16 protein-coding genes are annotated in these 17194 nt (G+C 73.0%); 12 read left to right on the forward strand and 4 right to left on the reverse strand.

From position 1 onward, the window contains the following. Positions 1–129: 129 nt before the first annotated feature. The gene (locus tag IEZ06_RS09195; protein ID WP_189236251.1) at positions 130–1074 is read right to left on the reverse strand and encodes an aldo/keto reductase; all 945 of its coding nucleotides are present in this window, start codon (positions 1072–1074) and stop codon (positions 130–132) included. A 65-nt stretch (positions 1075–1139) separates the two neighbouring features. On the opposite strand from IEZ06_RS09195, the gene IEZ06_RS09200 reads away from it, so the two are divergent. The 5 genes from IEZ06_RS09200 (at position 1140) to mshC (ending at position 5378) form a co-directional block, all read left to right on the forward strand. After that, on the forward strand, positions 1140–1838 hold the full coding sequence (locus IEZ06_RS09200; RefSeq protein WP_189236252.1) for a histidine phosphatase family protein: 699 nt from the start codon (positions 1140–1142) through the stop codon (positions 1836–1838). Between the two features lie 9 nt (positions 1839–1847). After that, positions 1848–2423, forward strand: coding sequence for a DUF3090 domain-containing protein (locus tag IEZ06_RS09205; protein WP_189236253.1), 576 nt, complete (start codon positions 1848–1850; stop codon positions 2421–2423). After that, positions 2420–3181, forward strand: coding sequence for an SCO1664 family protein (locus tag IEZ06_RS09210; RefSeq protein ID WP_189236254.1), 762 nt, complete (start codon positions 2420–2422; stop codon positions 3179–3181). Before IEZ06_RS09205 ends, IEZ06_RS09210 begins: the two co-directional genes overlap by 4 nt. A gap of 167 nt (positions 3182–3348) precedes the next feature. Then, on the forward strand, positions 3349–4065 hold the full coding sequence (locus IEZ06_RS09215) for an NRDE family protein (protein WP_189236255.1): 717 nt from the start codon (positions 3349–3351) through the stop codon (positions 4063–4065). 89 nt (positions 4066–4154) lie between these two features. Continuing rightward, complete coding sequence (mshC, locus tag IEZ06_RS09220; protein WP_189236256.1) at positions 4155–5378, forward strand: cysteine--1-D-myo-inosityl 2-amino-2-deoxy-alpha-D-glucopyranoside ligase; 1224 nt, start codon at positions 4155–4157, stop codon at positions 5376–5378. Positions 5379–5560: 182 nt separating this feature from the next. Here mshC and IEZ06_RS09225 read toward each other — a convergent pair whose 3' ends face one another. Further along, the gene (locus tag IEZ06_RS09225) at positions 5561–5764 is read right to left on the reverse strand and encodes a cold-shock protein (protein WP_189236257.1); all 204 of its coding nucleotides are present in this window, start codon (positions 5762–5764) and stop codon (positions 5561–5563) included. Positions 5765–6081: 317 nt separating this feature from the next. Then, entirely contained in the window at positions 6082–6561 is a 480-nt protein-coding gene (locus tag IEZ06_RS09230) for a peptide deformylase (RefSeq protein ID WP_189236258.1), read from the reverse strand. 236 nt (positions 6562–6797) lie between these two features. Between IEZ06_RS09230 and IEZ06_RS09235 the strand changes: the two genes are divergently transcribed. The 7 genes from IEZ06_RS09235 (at position 6798) to IEZ06_RS09265 (ending at position 16658) form a co-directional block, all read left to right on the forward strand. Continuing rightward, entirely contained in the window at positions 6798–8120 is a 1323-nt protein-coding gene (locus tag IEZ06_RS09235; protein WP_189236259.1) for an MFS transporter, read from the forward strand. 123 nt (positions 8121–8243) lie between these two features. Then, complete coding sequence (locus tag IEZ06_RS09240; protein WP_189236260.1) at positions 8244–10364, forward strand: molybdopterin oxidoreductase family protein; 2121 nt, start codon at positions 8244–8246, stop codon at positions 10362–10364. Further along, complete coding sequence (locus IEZ06_RS09245) at positions 10361–11773, forward strand: FAD-dependent oxidoreductase (RefSeq protein ID WP_189236261.1); 1413 nt, start codon at positions 10361–10363, stop codon at positions 11771–11773. Before IEZ06_RS09240 ends, IEZ06_RS09245 begins: the two co-directional genes overlap by 4 nt. A 29-nt stretch (positions 11774–11802) precedes the next feature. Further along, entirely contained in the window at positions 11803–14250 is a 2448-nt protein-coding gene (gene nirB, locus IEZ06_RS09250; RefSeq protein WP_189236262.1) for a nitrite reductase large subunit NirB, read from the forward strand. 88 nt (positions 14251–14338) lie between these two features. Then, positions 14339–14704, forward strand: coding sequence for a nitrite reductase small subunit NirD (gene nirD / locus IEZ06_RS09255; RefSeq protein WP_189236263.1), 366 nt, complete (start codon positions 14339–14341; stop codon positions 14702–14704). A 17-nt stretch (positions 14705–14721) separates the two neighbouring features. Further along, on the forward strand, positions 14722–15909 hold the full coding sequence (locus tag IEZ06_RS09260) for a uroporphyrinogen-III synthase (RefSeq protein ID WP_268245586.1): 1188 nt from the start codon (positions 14722–14724) through the stop codon (positions 15907–15909). Next, positions 15906–16658, forward strand: a complete 753-nt coding sequence (locus IEZ06_RS09265) for a sirohydrochlorin chelatase (RefSeq protein WP_189236264.1) — start codon at positions 15906–15908, stop codon at positions 16656–16658. The genes IEZ06_RS09260 and IEZ06_RS09265 overlap by 4 nt, the downstream gene beginning before the upstream one ends. Here IEZ06_RS09265 and IEZ06_RS09270 read toward each other — a convergent pair. Then, a complete protein-coding gene (locus IEZ06_RS09270; RefSeq protein ID WP_189236265.1) occupies positions 16562–17161 on the reverse strand; it encodes a hypothetical protein in 600 nt (199 codons plus the stop codon). The two genes, IEZ06_RS09265 and IEZ06_RS09270, sit on opposite strands and share 97 nt — an antisense overlap. Positions 17162–17194: the final 33 nt, after the last annotated feature.

Consider the following 17194-nt stretch of genomic DNA (forward strand, 5'->3'; position numbering starts at 1 on the left):
GTCTGCCATGCGAATGACAGTTTTGTGCGAAGGCCGTGCTTTTCCACGGAAAGTTGCGATTCGGTATCGACTAGTGACATGCGAGAAAGACTCTCGTTCTATAGGGACGCCCCGCACGGATCCGGGGTCTCAGTCCGCCGACACGTCGTCGAGAGCCTCCCTGATCTCCATGGGGAGTGCCAGATCCTCCGCCTCCAGGATCCCGGCCAGCTGGGAGCAGGTGCGGGCGCCGACGATGGCCGCGGCCACCCCCGGCTGGTCGCGGACCCACGACAGAGCCACCGACAGGGGGGAGACGCCCAGCCCCTCGGCGGCGGTCGCCACCGACTCCACGACCCGGCGGCACCGCTCGTCCAGATAGGGCGTGACGAACTCGGCCAGGTGAGGGGTGGCCGCCCGGGAGTCGGCGGGGATGCCCGTGCGGTACTTGCCGGTGAGCACCCCGCGCCCGAGCGGGGACCAGGCCAGCACCCCGGCGCCGACGTGCTCGGCGGCGGGCAGCAGGTCGCGCTCGGGCTCCCTGGCCAGCAGGGAGTATTCGACCTGGGCGGCGACGACCGGCGTCCGGCCGGGAACCGCCCGCTGGGTGACGGCCGCCGCGGCGAGCTGCCAGCCGGTGTAGTCGCACACCCCGGCGTAGGCCGCCCGGCCCGAGGAGACGATGGCGTCCACCGCCGCCAGGGTCTCCTCCAGGGGCACCTCCGGGTCGAAGGCGTGCAACTGCCAGAGGTCGACCTCGTCGACGCCCAGACGGGTGAGGGAGGCGTCGACGGCGGCGACCAGGTGCCTCCTGGAGGCGTCACGCGGCCGCCGCCCGGCGGGGGTGAGCACGGCCTTGGTGGAGAGCACCAGCTCCGAGCGGGGCACGGTGTCGCGGATCAGCCGTCCGAGCAGCCGTTCGGCCTCCCCGCCCGTGTAGACGTCGGCGGTGTCGATCAGGGTGCCCCCGGCGTCGGCGAAGGCGCGGAGCTGCGCCGCGGCGTCCTCGGCGCCGGTGTCGCGCCCCCATGTCATCGTCCCGAGCCCGAGGCGGGACACCGACAGGCCGCTCCGGCCGACATAGCGCTGCTCCATGATCCGGCCAGGTTACCGCCCGGACAGGTGAAAACGAGGGAACGACTGCTGCAAGACTTGGAGCCGTGACGACGCTGCTGCTGGCAAGACACGGCCTTACCCCTCTCACCGGCCCGGTGCTGGCCGGGTGGACCCCGGAGGTGCATCTCAGCGACGCCGGCCGGGCCCAGGCGGAGGCCCTGGCGCTGCGGCTGGCCCCCCTGGAGCTGGACGCCATCGTCTCCAGCCCGCTGGAGCGCTGCCAGGAGACCGCGCAGGCGATCGCCGGCGGCCGCGGCGCGCAGGTGCTGACCGACGAGCGGTTCGGCGAGTGCCGCTACGGCGACTGGACCGGCCGGCCGCTCGCCGAGCTCGCCCAGGACCCGCTCTGGCCCGTGGTGCAGACCCACCCGAGCGCGGTGACCTTCCCCGGGGGGGAGTCCCTCCCCTCGGTCCAGCACCGCGCGGTGGCCGCGGTCAGGGAGTGGAACGCCCGCCTGGGGCCCAGGGCCGTCTACCTCGTCTGCAGCCACGGCGACGTGATCAAGTCCATCGTGGCCGACGCCATGGGCCTGCACCTGGACCAGTTCCAGCGGATCGCGGCCGACCCCGCCTCCCTCACGGTGATCCGCTACACCCCCATGCGCCCCTTCGTCCTCAGGCTCAACGACGTGGGAGGAGATGTGACCGGATTGCGACCCCGGGAGGGTTCGGAGGAAGAAGACGGGGGAGAAAATCCCACCGGGAGCGATGCCGCAGTCGGCGGCGGATCCGGGACCACGTAAGGTCGGGCTATGCCGGTGTTCGACTACGACCCACCTGAGAGGTTCGTGGCTGGTGCGGTGGGACAGCCGGGTTCGCGGGCCTTCTTCCTGCAGGCCCGGGGCGAGGGACGGCTGACCACCGTCGGGCTGGAGAAGTTCCAGGTGGCCGCGCTCGCGGACCGCCTCGAGGAGTTGCTCGACGAGGTGCTGCGCCGCAGCGGCGGCACCGCCCACGTGCCGGCCGTCGCCCCCGAGGCCCTGACCGACAACGACCCCCTCGACATGCCGATCAGCGAGGACTTCCGGGTCGGCACGATGGCCCTCGCCTGGGACCCCGAGGCGTCCCAGGTGGTGATCGAGGCGCAGGAGGTCGTCGCGGAGGACGAGGAGTTCGAACCGTCCCTCCTCGACGAGCCCGCCGTGCTCCGGGTCCGCATCAGCCCCGCCGTGGCCAGGGCCTTCACCCGGCGTGCGATGGCCCTCGTCGCCGCGGGCCGCCCGCCCTGCCCGCTGTGCGCCCAGCCGCTCGACGCGGAGGGGCACGTGTGCGTACGGCTCAACGGTTACCGAGGCAGTGCAACTGCATCCGGTGGAGGAGGCGAATGAGTGCCGAAAGCGAGCCCACGCTGAGCGCGCCGCCCGCGACCGGGCTGGACGACGGGGCCGCTCTGCGACTGCTCCGCGAAGGTCATCTCGAGGTCGCCGGCCGGCTGGTCGAGGCGACGAACATGACGCTCTACTGCTCGGTCCGGCTGGGCGGTCTCGCCGCCGCCTGCGTCTACAAGCCGGTGCGCGGCGAACGGCCTCTCTGGGACTTCCCCGACGGGACCCTGGCCGCGCGCGAGGTCGCCGCGTTCGAGGTCTCGGCCGCGACCGGCTGGCGCATCGTCCCCCCGACGGTCTACCGGGACGGGCCCTTCGGCCCCGGCATGTGCCAGCTGTGGGTCGACACCGACCCCGAGGCCGACCTGATGGCGCTGATCCGCAGCCGTCAGCCCGCCCTGCGGCGGATGGCCGTGTTCGACGCCGTCGTCAACAACGCCGACCGCAAGGGCGGGCACCTGCTCCCGCTCGCCGACGGGCACGTCTACGGGGTGGACCACGGGGTCTGCTTCTCCACCGAGGACAAGCTCCGCACCGTGCTCTGGCAGTGGCGCGGCAAGCCTCTGCCCCGGGAGGCGATGAACGTCCTGGCCCGCCTGGAACGGGAACTGGAACGGGGCCGCCTGGGCCGCCGCCTCCGAGAGCTCCTCACCCTCGCCGAGGTGGAGGCCACCTGGGCGCGGGTCCGCAAGCTCCTGGACACCGGCCTGCACCCCCGCCCCTCACAGGACTGGCCCGCCATCCCCTGGCCCCCGATCTGAGGCGCCGACCCGGACCTCGTTTTGAGGCTCCGGCTCGGCCCCCGGCCTGAGACCCCCGGCGCGCCCCGTCGGTCCTCCGGCTTGCGGTCCGGCGCGCCCCGCCGGTCCTCGCTCTGCGGATCAGCCCGCCCCGCCAATTCCGCCGGGTCTGCCGTAGTCTGCCGGACATGTGCACGGCTGTCGTCAGCGTCGACCCCGGCGCCGAGATCCCCCTGATCCTGGTCGGTGTCCGGGACGAGTTCACCGGCCGCCCCTGGGCCGCCCCGGCGGAGCACTGGCCCGGCCTGGTCGGCGGCAGGGACCTGCTCGCCGGCGGGACCTGGCTGGCCGTCGACCCCGGAGCCGGCCGGGCCTGCGCGCTGCTCAACGGCCACGGCGTGCCCGCACCGGAGTCGATCCGCCGCTCCCGCGGCGAGCTGCCGCTGCTGGTCGCGGCCGGTGGCGGCCCCGCGGACCTGGATCTGGCCGGCTACGACCCCTTCCACCTCGTGCTGGCCGATGCCGCGGGCGCCCGCCTGTGGAGCTGGGACGGCGCCGCCCTGGACGGTACGGACCTCCCGGCCGGGACCCACATGATCGTCAACAGCGGATGGGAGCGCGGCGCGGACAACGAGCGCGTCGCGTTCTTCCGCCCCCTGTTCGCCGGGGCCCGGCGGCCCGCCGCGCTGGACGGCCCCTGGGACGAGTGGGCGGTCCTGGCCACCGGGGCGGGCCTGCCGGCAGATGATCCCCGCGCGCTGATCATCCGGCACGAACTCCCCGACGGCCGGGTCTTCGCCTCGCTCTCGGTCACCCTGCTCGCCTTCTCCGCCGGCGGGATCCGCTACGACTTCACCGGTGATCCCGGTGACCCGCGGGCGTTCCACCGGGTCCTGCCGGAATGAGCAGGCCGGTCCCGGTGGTTGTGATGGACGCCCCGAATCCACCGCCCCGGGGTGATCGGGGCGGTCCGTCCCCTGGATAGGCTCACTACATGAGATCGTGGTCTGCGCCGAAGGTTCCTCGGCTCCCTGGTGCTGGTGCTCCGCTGCGGTTGTTCGACACCGCCGCCGGAGAGGTCGTCCCCACGCAGCCGGGGCCCGTCGCGCGGATGTACGTCTGCGGCATCACGCCCTACGACGCCACCCATCTGGGCCATGCCAACACCTACCTCGCCTTCGACCTGGTCAACCGGGCCTGGCGGGACGCCGGCCACGAGGTCCACTACACCCAGAACGCCACCGACGTCGACGACCCGCTCCTGGAGCGCGCCGGGCAGACCGGTCAGGACTGGCAGGAGCTCGCCGAGCGCGAGATCGAGCTGTTCCGCACCGACATGGAGGCGCTGCGGATCCTCCCGCCCCGGGAGTACGTCGGCGTCACCGAGTCGATCGACCAGGTCGCCGAGCTGATCGTGAACCTGCGCGACAAGGGCGCCACCTACGAGCTCGACGGCGACGTCTACTTCGACGTCGCCGCGGCTCCCAAGTTCGGCGCGGTCTCCGGCTACCCGGAGGAGCTGATGCTCACCCTGTTCGGCGAGCGCGGCGGCGACCCCGGGCGGGACGGCAAGAAGCATCCGCTCGACTGGCTGCTGTGGCGCGCCGAGCGTCCGGGGGAGCCGTCCTGGCCCTCCCCGTTCGGCCGGGGACGGCCCGGCTGGCACATCGAGTGCACCGCGATCGCGCTGGCCAACCTCGGCACCGGCTTCGACGTCGCGGGCGGCGGCTCCGACCTCATCTTCCCGCACCACGAGTGCGGCGCCCACGAGGGCCACGTCGCGGCGGGGGAGTGGCCCTTCGCCAGGGCCTACGTCCACGCGGGCATGGTCGCCCTCGACGGCGAGAAGATGTCCAAGTCCCGGGGCAACCTCGTCTTCGTCTCCCGGCTCCGCCAGGAGATCGACCCCATGGCCGTCAGGCTGGCCCTGCTGGCGCACCACTACCGGGACGACTGGGAGTGGACCGCCGACCAGTCGGCCTCCGCCGAGGTACGGCTGGCACGCTGGCGTTCGGCCGCGGGCCTGGAGGCCGGGCCCCGGGCGGATGCGGTGCTCGCCGACGTCCGCGCCCGGATCTCCGACGACCTGGACGCCCCCGGGGCGCTGGCCGTCATCGACGGCTGGGCGGAGCGGGCGCTCTCGCAGGGCGGCACCGACCCGCAGGCGCCCGCGCTCGTCAGGGACGTGGTGGACGCGCTGCTCGGAGTCCGTCTCTAGAGCCGCCCGTAGGCTCGCTCCGGTCTCGCGGAACCGGGACCGGAGCGAGCCGGGAGCGCGTCCGGAGCCCGCCCGGCGGGATCCGGGCGCGCGCCCGGTGGCTCGGACACGGAGGAGCCGGAGAAGCACTGAGCCCCGTACCGCTGGAGCGGTACGGGGCTCAGGTGAAGCTGCTAACGACGTCAGATGGGCTGAACCTGCTCAGCCTGGGGGCCCTTCTGGCCCTGGGTCGTGACGAAGCTGACCCGCTGGTTCTCCTCCAGGCTGCGGTAGCCGCTGGAGTTGATAGCCGAGTAGTGCACGAAAACATCGGCGCTACCGTCGTCCGGAGCGATGAATCCGAAGCCCTTTTCGGCGTTGAACCACTTAACGGTGCCTTCAGACAAAACTACTTCTCCTCATTGGGAGCCTCACCGAAACGCCAGGTCGGCGCACCGGGGCTGCACTGCGGACCCTACCATGCATCCGCGGAGACCATCCGGAGAAAGCTGGAACGCCCGCTGTCGACGGACTTCTCAAACACTTGCGGTGACAAGCTACCTGAAAACTGCGACGGCAACCTCTTCAATCTACCGGATGCCGGAGCGCCTGGCAAACATCCGCGGGCGCGCCCTTTCCGGATCGTCCGCCGCATCGAGGGCCGTGCGCCGCGAAGAGGGAGCAAACAGTATGCGGACTCTACCCAACAATTGGGATGAAACGCTCAAAATGGGACATTCTTCAGGAAGCGTTCACGATCCTCTGCGGGGAGCCGGTCGGCGAAGAGCACGCCGTCGAGGTGGTCGGCCTCGTGCTGGAGCACCCGGGCGAGCATGCCGAGCGCGCGGACGGTGACGGGCTTGCCGAACATGTCGCGGCCCCGCGCGGTCACCATGTAGGAGCGCTCCAGCGGCCACCACAGCCCGGGTGCGGACAGGCAGGCCTCGTCGGCCGTGACCTTCCGCTCGGACAGCTCCAGCCGCGGGTTGACGAGGTGGCCGGACCGGCCGTCGAGCTCGTAGACGAGGACCCGGAGCGGGACGCCGATCTGGGGGGCGGCGAGGCCGGCGCGGCCCGCGCCCGCCCGCAGGGTCAGCTGGAGGGACCTGACGAGCCTGCGCAGCTCGCGGTCGAACGTGGTCACCGGATCGGTCACGGTCCGTAGCGCAGGGTCGCTGAACATGCGGATCGGCTGGACGGTCACGCGCACTCCCCGAGGCGGCTGGTCGATGTGCCTACGATTCCCGGTATCGCCGATTTCCAATCCAACCTGGGGATCCGGTCATGTTTCCGCAGTGTTGCGGACGTGCGACGTGTGCATTGCACATTTCAGCGGTTAGCCACATGTAACCGGTGCACCATCACACAACGTGAATGTGCGTAACGCCTCACTCCTACATTTCAGGACCGGATTCCCCGAAAACCTGAGCAGGAGGAACGATGGCGAAGCGCTGGATCACCGAATGGCGCCCCGACGACCCCGGTTTCTGGGAGCACGACGGGAAGAGGGTCGCCCGGCGGAACCTGGTCTTCTCCGTCTTCGCCGAGCACCTCGGCTTCACCGTCTGGACGGTGTGGAGCATCGTGGCGGTCAAGCTCGGCTCCTACGAGTTCTCCACCGACCAGCTCTTCTGGATCGTCTCCCTGCCGAACCTGGTCGGCTCGGCGCTGCGCATCCCCTACACCTTCGGCCCGGCGAAGTTCGGCGGCCGGAACTTCACGGTGGCGAGCGCGCTGCTCCTGCTCGTCCCGGCGGCGCTGCTGGCCGTCGCGGTGAGCGACCCCGCCACGCCGTACTGGGTGTTCCTGGCCATCGCGGCCACCGCGGGCCTGGGCGGCGGGAACTTCGCCTCCAGCATGGCCAACATCACCTACTTCTACCCGCAGGCCAAGCAGGGCTCGGCGCTCGGCCTCAACGCCGCGGGCGGCAACATCGGCGTCAGCTCCGTGCAGCTGTTCATGCCGCTGGTCATCGGCGCGTTCGGGCTGGCCGCCGCCGGACTGTTCTGGATCCCGTTCATCCTGGCCGCCGCGGCCGGCGCCTACTTCTTCATGGACAACCTGACCGTGGCCAAGGCCGACCCCAGGGCGCAGCTGAAGATCGCCGGACGGGCCCAGACCTGGATCATGGCGGTCCTCTACATCGGCACCTTCGGCTCCTTCATCGGCTACTCCACCGCCTTCCCCCTCCTCATCAACAGCCAGTTCCCCGAGCAGGCCTCCCTGGTCACGCTGGCCTTCCTCGGTCCGCTGGTGGGCTCGCTGATCCGCCCCGCGGGCGGCTGGCTCGCCGACCGGATCGGCGGCTCGCGGGTGACGCTGGTCAACTTCGGCGCGATGGCCGGCGCGGTGGCCCTGGTCTGGCAGGGCCTGGTCCAGCAGAGCTTCGCCCTGTTCTTCTGCTCCTACATGCTGCTGATCGCCACCACCGGCGTCGGCAACGGCTCCACCTACCGGATGATCCCGGCGATCTTCCGGGCCAAGGCCACGGCCGGGATCCGCGCCGGCACGCCCGCCCACGAGGCGGCGCTGGCGGTCGGCAAGCGCGACGCCTCGGCCGCGGTCGGGCTCATCTCCGCGATCGGCGCGTTCGGCGGGTTCTTCATCAACCGCGGGTTCGGCAGCTCCATCGCCGCCACCGGGGGAGCGGGCGCCGCGCTGGCCTCCTTCGCCGGCTTCTACGTCCTGTGCGCGTTCATCACCTGGGCCTGCTACCTGCGGACCGCCGGCCGGGTGCCGAGCCTGGCGGCCGCCCGCGTCTGACCGCCGCCGCTCACGTCGGCTCACATCGGGGTGAAGGCGAACGTGAACACGGTTAGAGGCTTGTAGCACAGCGGTAACAGGAGGGACCCAGCGGTGAAACCGCTCGAAAGCACCATCGGACGCATGCCGATCTCACTTCCCGTCGCAGCGCCTGTGAAGGCGCCGGTGGCGACGCACTGCCCCTACTGCGCCCTGCAGTGCGGCATGAACGTCGCCGCCGGCGGCGACGCCGGGACCGGGAACGGCACGGTGGCGATCACCCCGCGGCAGGACATCCCGGCCAACGCCGGGGGCCTCTGCCAGAAGGGCTGGACCGCCGGCGAGCTCCTCACCGGCGGTGTACGGCTCACCACCCCGCTCCTGCACGGCGAGCCGGTCGGCTGGGACGAGGCGCTCGACTTCGTCGCCGGCCGGATCCGCGCGCTGCAGGCCGAGCACGGCCCCGACGGCGTGGCCGTGTTCGGCGGGGGCGGCCTCACCAACGAGAAGGCCTACCTGCTGGGCAAGTTCGCCCGGGTGGCGCTGCGGACCAGCCAGATCGACTACAACGGCCGGTTCTGCATGTCCTCGGCGGCCGCCGCGTCGATGAGGGCCTTCGGCATGGACCGCGGGCTGCCCTTCCCGATCACCGACCTGGCCGGGGCCGACGCGGTGCTGCTGGCCGGCGGCAACATGGCCGAGACCATGCCGCCGTTCGTCCGCCACCTGACCGCGATGCGGGACCGGGGCGGCCGCCTGATCGTCATCGACCCCCGCCTCACCGCGACCGCCCGCATGGCCGACCTGCACCTGCAGCCCACCCCCGGCACGGACCTGGCGCTCGCCCTCGGCCTGCTCCACCTCGTGGTCACCGAGGGCCGCGTGGACGAGGACTACGTGGCCGAGCGCACGAACGGCTTCGAGGCGGTGGCCACCTCCGTGGCGGCCTGGTGGCCGGAGCGGGTGGAGCGGATCACCGGGGTCCCGGTCGCGCAGATGCGCCTGGCCGTGGAGATCCTCGGCGACGCGGACCGCGCGGCGATCCTCACCGGGCGCGGCGCCGAGCAGCACGCCAAGGGCACCGACACGGTGACCGCCTTCATCAACCTGGCCCTGGCCCTCGGGCTGCCCGGCCGGCCCGGCTCCGGCTACGGCTGCGTGACCGGCCAGGGCAACGGGCAGGGCGGCCGCGAGCACGGGCAGAAGGCCGACCAGCTCCCCGGCTACCGGAAGATCGACGACCCCGCCGCCCGCGCGCACGTCGCCCGCGTCTGGGGCGTCGACCCCGGCGAGATCCCCGGCCCCGGCCGCTCGGCCTACGAGCTGCTCGACGCCCTCGGCACGGCCGGCGGCCCGCGCGCGCTGCTGCTGTTCGGCTCCAACCCGGTGGTCTCCGCGCCCCGCTCCGGGCACGTCACCGAGCGGCTGAAGGGCCTGGACCTGCTGGTGGTCTCCGACCTCGTCATGTCGGAGACCGCCGCCCTGGCCGACGTGGTGCTCCCCACCACCCAATGGGCAGAGGAGGAGGGCACGATGACCAACCTGGAGGGACGGGTCCTGCTCCGCCGCCGGGCGGTCGCCGCGCCGGAGGGGGTCCGCAGCGACCTGGAGGTCCTGCGGGGCCTGGCCGTACGGCTGGCCGGGCCGGACGCGGACGGGCCGCGGGGGGCCGCGGGGTTCCCGACCGACCCGCGCGAGGTCTTCGACGAGCTGCGCCGCGCGAGCGCCGGCGGGATCGCCGACTACGCGGGCATCACCTACGAGCGGATCGCCGCCGAGACCGGCGTCTTCTGGCCCTGCCCGGACACCGGCCACCCCGGCACGCCGCGGCCCTTCCTGGACGGCTTCGCCACCCCCGACGGCCGCGCCCGGTTCGTCCCGGTCGAGCACCGCCCGCCGGGGGAGGACGTCGACGCCGACTACCCGCTGTACCTGACGACCGGCCGGGTGCTGGCCCACTACCAGAGCGGCGCCCAGACCCGCAGGATCGCGGCGCTCAACGCGGTCGTCTCCGAGACGTTCGTGGAGATCCACCCCGACCTGGCCGAGCGCCTGGAGGTGTCACCCGGCGAGATGCTGCGGGTGGTCAGCCGCCGGGGCGAGACCGAGGGCGCGGCCAGGATCAACCCGGCGATCCGCGCCGACACCGTGTTCATGCCGTTCCACTGGATCGGAGCCAACGTGCTGACCAATCCCGAACTCGACCCCGTGTCGAGGATGCCGGAGTTCAAAGTGTGCGCCGTGAGAGTGGAGCGTGTCGGATGACCCGGCTGGTGGTGGTGGGCAACGGGATGGCCGGTTCCCGCCTGGTGAACGAGGTCCGCGCCCGTGACAAGGACATGAAGGTGACCGTCTTCGGCGCCGAGGACTGGCAGCCGTACAACCGGGTGCTGCTGTCGAACGTGGTGGCCGGGACCATGCTCCCGGACCAGGTGCGGCTGCTGGACCCGTCCTGGTACGCCGACCACGGGGTGACGGCCATGCCGGGCGTCGCGGTGACGGCGATCGACCGGGAGGCGCAGGCGGTCGTCACCGCCGACGGCGGGCGGGAGCCGTACGACGTCCTGGTGCTGGCGACCGGGAGCGAGGCCGTGGTGCCGCCGGTGCCCGGCGCGGAGCGGGCCGTCACCTTCCGGACGCTGGACGACTGCCAGACGATCCTGGAGGCCGCCGCCACGGCGCGCGGCGCGGTGGTGGTCGGCGGCGGGCTGCTGGGCATCGAGGCGGCCCGGGGGCTGGCCGGGCGCGGGCTGCCGGTGACGCTGCTCCACCTGGCCGGGCACCTGATGGAGCGCCAGCTCGACGCCGAGGCGGGACTGCTGCTCCAGGAGACGCTGACGGAGCTGGGCGTGCGGATCCGGACCGGCGTCGTGGTGGAGGAGATCGAGGAGCACGGCGTACGGCTGGCCGGCGGCGAGACGGTCGACGCCGACCTGGTGGTGCTCGCCTGCGGAGTCCGCCCGGTGACCGCCCTGGCCAGGGACGCGGGCCTGGAGGTGGCGCGCGGGATCGTCGTGGACGCCGAGATGCGCACCGACGACCCGTCGATCTTCGCGATCGGCGAGTGCGCCGAGCACGAGGGCATGGTCTACGGGCTCGTCGCCCCCGCCTGGGAGCAGGCGGCTGTCGTCGCCGACCTGGTGACCGGCGCCGACAAGACGGCGCGCTACCGGGGGTCGCGGCTGGTGACCCGGCTGAAGGCCAAGAGCGTCGAGCTGGCGGCGATGGGCGAGACCCACGTGGACGAGGACTCCGACCGCGCGACGGAGGTGGTGCGGTTCAGCCATCGGGCCCGCGGCACCTACCGCAAGCTCGTCATCCGCGACGGCCGGCTGGTCGGGGCGATCCTGCTCGGTGAGACGGCGGCGGTGGGCACGCTCACCCAGCTCTTCGACCGGGGCGCGCCGGTCCCCGGCGACCGGGCGGGGCTGCTCTTCCCCGGCCTGAGCGGCACGCCGGTGGCCGACAGCCCGGTGCGGATGCCGGACGCGGCCAAGGTGTGCCAGTGCAACAACGTGACCAAGGGCCAGATCCGGGCCTGCTGGGAGTCCGGGGCCCGCGACGTGGAGGCCGTGGCGGCCGCCACGCGGGCCACGACCGGCTGCGGCGGCTGCCGCGACGCGGTCGAGGGCATCGTCGGCTGGCTGTGCGAGCAGGAAGGGGTCTCGGCGTGACGAACACGGCGGAAGGAAGGGGCGCGCAGATGACGCGGCTGGTAGTGGTGGGACACGGGCCGACGGCCTACCGGCTGGTCGAGACGCTGACCGACCGCGGCTTCGGCGGGCGGATCACGATCCTGGGAGAGGAGCCCCGGCCCGCCTACGACCGGGTGGCGCTGACCTCCTACCTGGCCGGCAGGAGCGCCGAGGACCTCACCTACCCGGTGCCCGACGGCGTCGTGCTCCGGCTCGGCTCGGCGGTCACCGCGATCGACCGGGACGGCCGGACCGTGACGACGGCCGACGGGCACGCCGAGCCGTACGACGTGCTGGTGCTGGCCACCGGCTCCAGCCCGTTCGTGCCGCCGGTGCCCGGCAAGGACTTGGACGGTTGCTTCGTCTACCGCACCCTCGACGACCTGGACGCGATCCGGGAGGCGTCGGCGGGCGCCACGGCCGGCGTGGTGATCGGCGGCGGGCTGCTCGGCCTGGAGGCCGCCGACGCGCTGCGCGGGCTGGGCCTCGAGACGCACGTCGTGGAGATGGGCGGCTGGCTCATGCCCCGCCAGGTCGACGAGGGCGGCGGCGCGGTGCTGCGCGGCCACATCGAGTCGCTCGGCCTGGGCGTGCACACCGGCGCCGGGGTGAAGGAGATCGCCGCCGACGACGCCGGGCGCGTCACCGGACTGGTCAAGCCGGACGGCGAGACGATCGAGGCGCAGGTCGTGGTCTTCTCGGCCGGCGTGCGCCCCCGCGACGAGCTGGCCCGCGCCGGCGGCCTGGCGGTCGGCGAGCGCGGCGGCATCGCCGTCGACGACGGCATGCGCACCAGCGACCCGGCGATCTACGCGATCGGCGAGTGCGCGCTGCACCAGGGCATGGTCTACGGCCTGGTCGGGCCGTGCTTCACCATGGCGGAGGTCGCCGCGGACCGTATCCTCGGCGGCGAGGCGGCCTTCACCCCCGCGGACATGTCGACCAAGCTCAAGCTGCTCGGCGTGGAGGTCGCCCAGTTCGGCGCGATGGACGGCGCGCTCGACGTGACCTTCATGGACCCGGTCACCGGCGTCTACCAGAAGCTGTTCGTCAGCGACGACGCCCGCACCCTGCTCGGCGGGATCTGCGTCGGCGACGCCACGCCGTACAACACGCTCAAGCCCTTCGTCGGCCGCGAACTGCCGGGCTCGCCGAGCGAGCTGCTGTTCACCGGCGGCCCGGCGAACATGGAGCTGCCCGCCGAGGCGGTGGTCTGCTCCTGCAACAACGTCACCCACGGCCAGATCTGCTCGGCCATCGCGGACAAGGAGCTGACCGACGTCGCGGGGATCAAGGACTGCACCCGCGCCGGCACCACCTGCGGCAGCTGCGTCCCGATGCTCAAGCAGATCCTGGTCAAGTCCGGCGTCGAGGTCTCCAAGGCCCTGTGCGAGCACTTCACCTACAGCCGGGCCGAGCTGTTCGACATCGTGCGGGTACGCGGCATCACGACGTTCTCCCAGCTCATCGCCGAGCACGGCACCGGACGCGGCTGCGACATCTGCAAGCCCGTCGTCGCCTCCATCCTCGCCTCGCTCGGCAACGGCCACATCCTCGACGGCGAGCAGGCCGCGCTGCAGGACACCAACGACCGCTACCTGGCCAACATCCAGCGCAACGGCACCTACTCGGTCGTGCCGCGCATCCCCGGCGGGGAGATCACCCCCGACAAGCTCATCGTGATCGGCGAGGTCGCCCGCGACTTCGGCCTCTACACGAAGATCACCGGCGGGCAGCGGATCGACCTGTTCGGCGCGCGCGTCGAGCAGCTCCCGCTGATCTGGAAGCGCCTGGTCGACGCCGGCTTCGAGTCCGGCCACGCGTACGGCAAGGCGCTGCGCACGGTCAAGTCCTGCGTCGGTTCCACCTGGTGCCGGTACGGCGTGCAGGACTCCGTCGGCCTGGCCATCGCGCTGGAGCTGCGCTACCGGGGGCTGCGCTCGCCGCACAAGCTGAAGTCGGCCGTCTCCGGCTGCGCCCGCGAGTGCGCCGAGGCGCGCGGCAAGGACTTCGGCATCATCGCCACCGAGCTGGGCTGGAACCTCTACGTCGGCGGCAACGGCGGCTTCACCCCGCGGCACGCCGACCTGTTCGCCTCGGACCTGTCCACCGACGAGCTGATCCGGGTCATCGACCGCTTCCTGATGTTCTACATCCGCACCGCCGACCGGCTCCAGCGCACCTCGGTCTGGCTGGAGAACCAGGGCCTCGACTACGTCAAGGAGGTCGTGCTGGAGGACTCGCTGGGCATCTGCGCCGAACTGGACGCGCAGATGGAGCGGCACGTGGCCGGCTACGCCGACGAGTGGCGCGCGGTCCTGGACGACCCTGAGCGGATGCGGCGCTTCGTCTCCTTCGTCAACGCGCCCGGCACCCCGGACCCGTCGATCGCCTTCGCCCCGGAGCGGGACCAGGTCAAGCCGGTCCTGATCCCGCTGGAGGCGGTCCGATCCTGACCACCGCGACCCTCGACCACGCACCGACCCTCGACCACGCACCGACCCTCGACCTCACACCGACGGAGAAGAAGGAGGGGTTTCCCCGATGACCATCCTGCGCGAGAACCTGGACACCGCCCTGGAGACCGCCGGCTGGACCGCGGTCTGCGCCTACACCGACCTGCTGCCCGAGGAGGGCGTGTGCGTCCTGGTGGACGGGCAGCAGATCGCGGTGTTCCGCACCTTCGACGGCGACCTGTACGCGACCGGCAACCTCGACCCGTTCAGCGGGGCCTGGGTCCTGTCGCGGGGGATCGTCGGGACGCGCGGCGCGGAGCCGACCGTGGCCTCCCCCATGCACAAGCAGGTCTTCTCGCTGGTGACCGGGCGCTGCCTGGACGACCCGGCGACGGCCGTACCGACCTATCCGGTCCGCCTGTCCGGCGGCGCGGTGGAGGTGAGAGTCCCTTGAGCTCCCCGGCTCCCCTGATCCCGTCACCGGTCTCCTCGCCGCTCTCCTCGCCGGTCTCCCCGTCGGGGTCCCCGGAGACGGAGCCCGACGCGCTGGCCGGATTCACCATCGGGGTCACCGCCACCCGGCGGCGCGAGGAGTTCTGCGCGCTGCTGGAACGGCGGGGCGCCCGGGTCGTGCAGGCCCCGGCGATCCGGCTGGTGCCGCTGGCCGAGGACGCGGACCTGCTGGCCGCGACCCGGGCCGTCCTGGCGGGCCCGATCGACGACGTGGTGATCACCACGGGGGTCGGCTTCCGCGGCTGGACGGCCGCCGCCGAGGGGTGGGGGCTGTCGGGGGAGCTGTCGGCGCACCTGACCGCCGCCCGGCTGCTGACCCGGGGCCCCAAGGCCCGCGGCGCGGTCCGGGCGGCGGGGCTGAACGACCACTGGACGCCGGCCACCGAGTCGTGCGAGGAGGTCAAGCAGCACCTGCTCGCCCAGGACCTGCGGGGCCGGCGCATCGCGGTGCAGCTGCACGGGGAGCCGCTGACCGGTTTCACGGCAGCGCTGCGCGAGGCGGGGGCCGAGGTCATCGAGGTGCCGGTCTACCGGTGGCTGCCCTACCGCGACCCGTCGCCGCTGCGCCGCCTGATCAGCCAGGCGGTCTCCGGCGGGGTGGACGCGGTGGCCTTCACCAGCGCCCCGGCGGTCCTGGCCATGCTCGGCGCGGCCCGCGCGGACGGGCTGGAGGAGGCGCTGCTGGCGGCGTTCGCCGGCCGGGTCGCCGCCGCCTGCGTGGGGCCGGTCACCGCCGCGCCGCTGGAGGCGCGCGGGGTGCCCGTGGTGCAGCCCGAGCGCGCCCGCCTCGGCGCGCTGGCCCGCACGCTCGCCACGCACCTGCCCGCCCGCGGCGTCACCCGGCTGGTCGCGGGCGGCCACGGGCTGGAGATCCGCGGCCACGCCGTCGTCGTCGACGGCGAGCTCAAGCCGCTGCCGCCCGCCCCGATGGCGGTGCTCAAGCGCCTGGCCGACAAGCCCGGCCACGTGGTGGCCCGCTCGGAGCTGCGGACCGTCCTGCCCGGCGGCCCGTCCCGCGACTCGGCCGAGCACGCCGTGGAGATGGCGATCACCCGCCTGCGGCGCGCCCTGGGACCGGCGGGCATCGTCGAGACGGTCGTCAAGCGCGGCTACCGCCTGGCGTGCGAACGCGGCGAGGTCGCGTGACGACGCTCGTCCTGACCGCCCACGGGACGCGCAGCGCCGCGGGGGAGGAGACGCTCGCGGGCCTGCGCGACCTGGTACGGCGGGCCCGCCCTGGACGGCGGGTGGAGCTCGCCTTCCTGGAGATCAGCTCGCCCCTGCTCGCCGACGTGCTGCCGGGTCTGCCCGGCCCCGTGGTGGTGGTCCCCCTGCTGCTGGCCGGCGGCTACCACGTGCACATCGACCTGCCGGCGGTGGTCGCCGCCGCGCGGCCGGACGCGACGGTGGCCGCCCCGCTCGGGCCGCACCCGCTGCTGACCGCGGTGCTGGCCCGGAGGCTGGCCGCCGCGGGCCTGCGGCACACCGACGCGGTGGTGCTGGGCGCGGCCGGGTCCTCCGACCCGGCGGCGCTGGACGACGTGCGCGCGGCGGCGCGGCTGCTGTCGGCCCGGCTGTCGCGCCCGGTGCGGGCCGCGTTCGCCTCGGCGGGCAGTCCGACGGCGGCCGAGGCGCTGGAGGAGCTCAGGGCGACGCCCGCGCCCCGGATCGCGCTCGCCTCGTATCTCCTGGCCCCCGGCTTCTTCCAGAACCGCCTGGAGGCTCTCGGCGCCGACCTGGTCGGCGCCCCCCTGGGGGCGGACCCCGATCTGGCGGAGCTGGTGTGGCGCCGCTTCGATCAGGCCGCGTGGGACTCCAGCCTCAGCTCCCGGATGATCTCCTCGGCGCTCTCGTCCCGCGAGGGCACGAAGTCGGTGCCGACGAAGAGCTCGTAGTAGGCGTGCCGGAAGCACCCGGCGAGCAGCAGCCGGGCGGTGGCCACCGGGTCCACCTGCGGTGAGACGCGGCCGGCGCGCTGCTCCGCCGCGAGGTAGTCGGTCAGCGGCACGACCTCCGACATCGGGCTGAGCCGGGTGTCCTTCATGGCCTCGCGGAACCGGACGGTGACCGAGGGGGAGGTGAAGGCGGGCAGGGCCACCGACTGGACCTCCGCGTAGTAGTCGATGCCCGCCCGGGCGATGGGCAGCAGGTTGTCGGCGACGCGGCCCTTGCCGACCAGGTGCATCAGGTCGTCGAGGATCTTCAGCCAGACCGGGAGCCTGTCCTGGAGCAGGGCGAGGAACAGGTCCACCGACTGCCCGGGAGCGGCGGGACCCCCCGCCCCCGGGTGGGGGAGGGCGTTCTCGCCGTCCTGGCGTTTCATGAACGTGCCCATCTCGAGAACGCGGCGCCGCGTGTCCTGTGCTTTCTGGTACGGGTCGAGCCGGGGAGTCGCCATGGTTGCCCTTACGTGCGCAGTCACAGGGACAAG

The organism is Planomonospora antibiotica (genome assembly GCF_014647955.1).
Lineage (GTDB): Bacteria > Actinomycetota > Actinomycetes > Streptosporangiales > Streptosporangiaceae > Planomonospora > Planomonospora parontospora.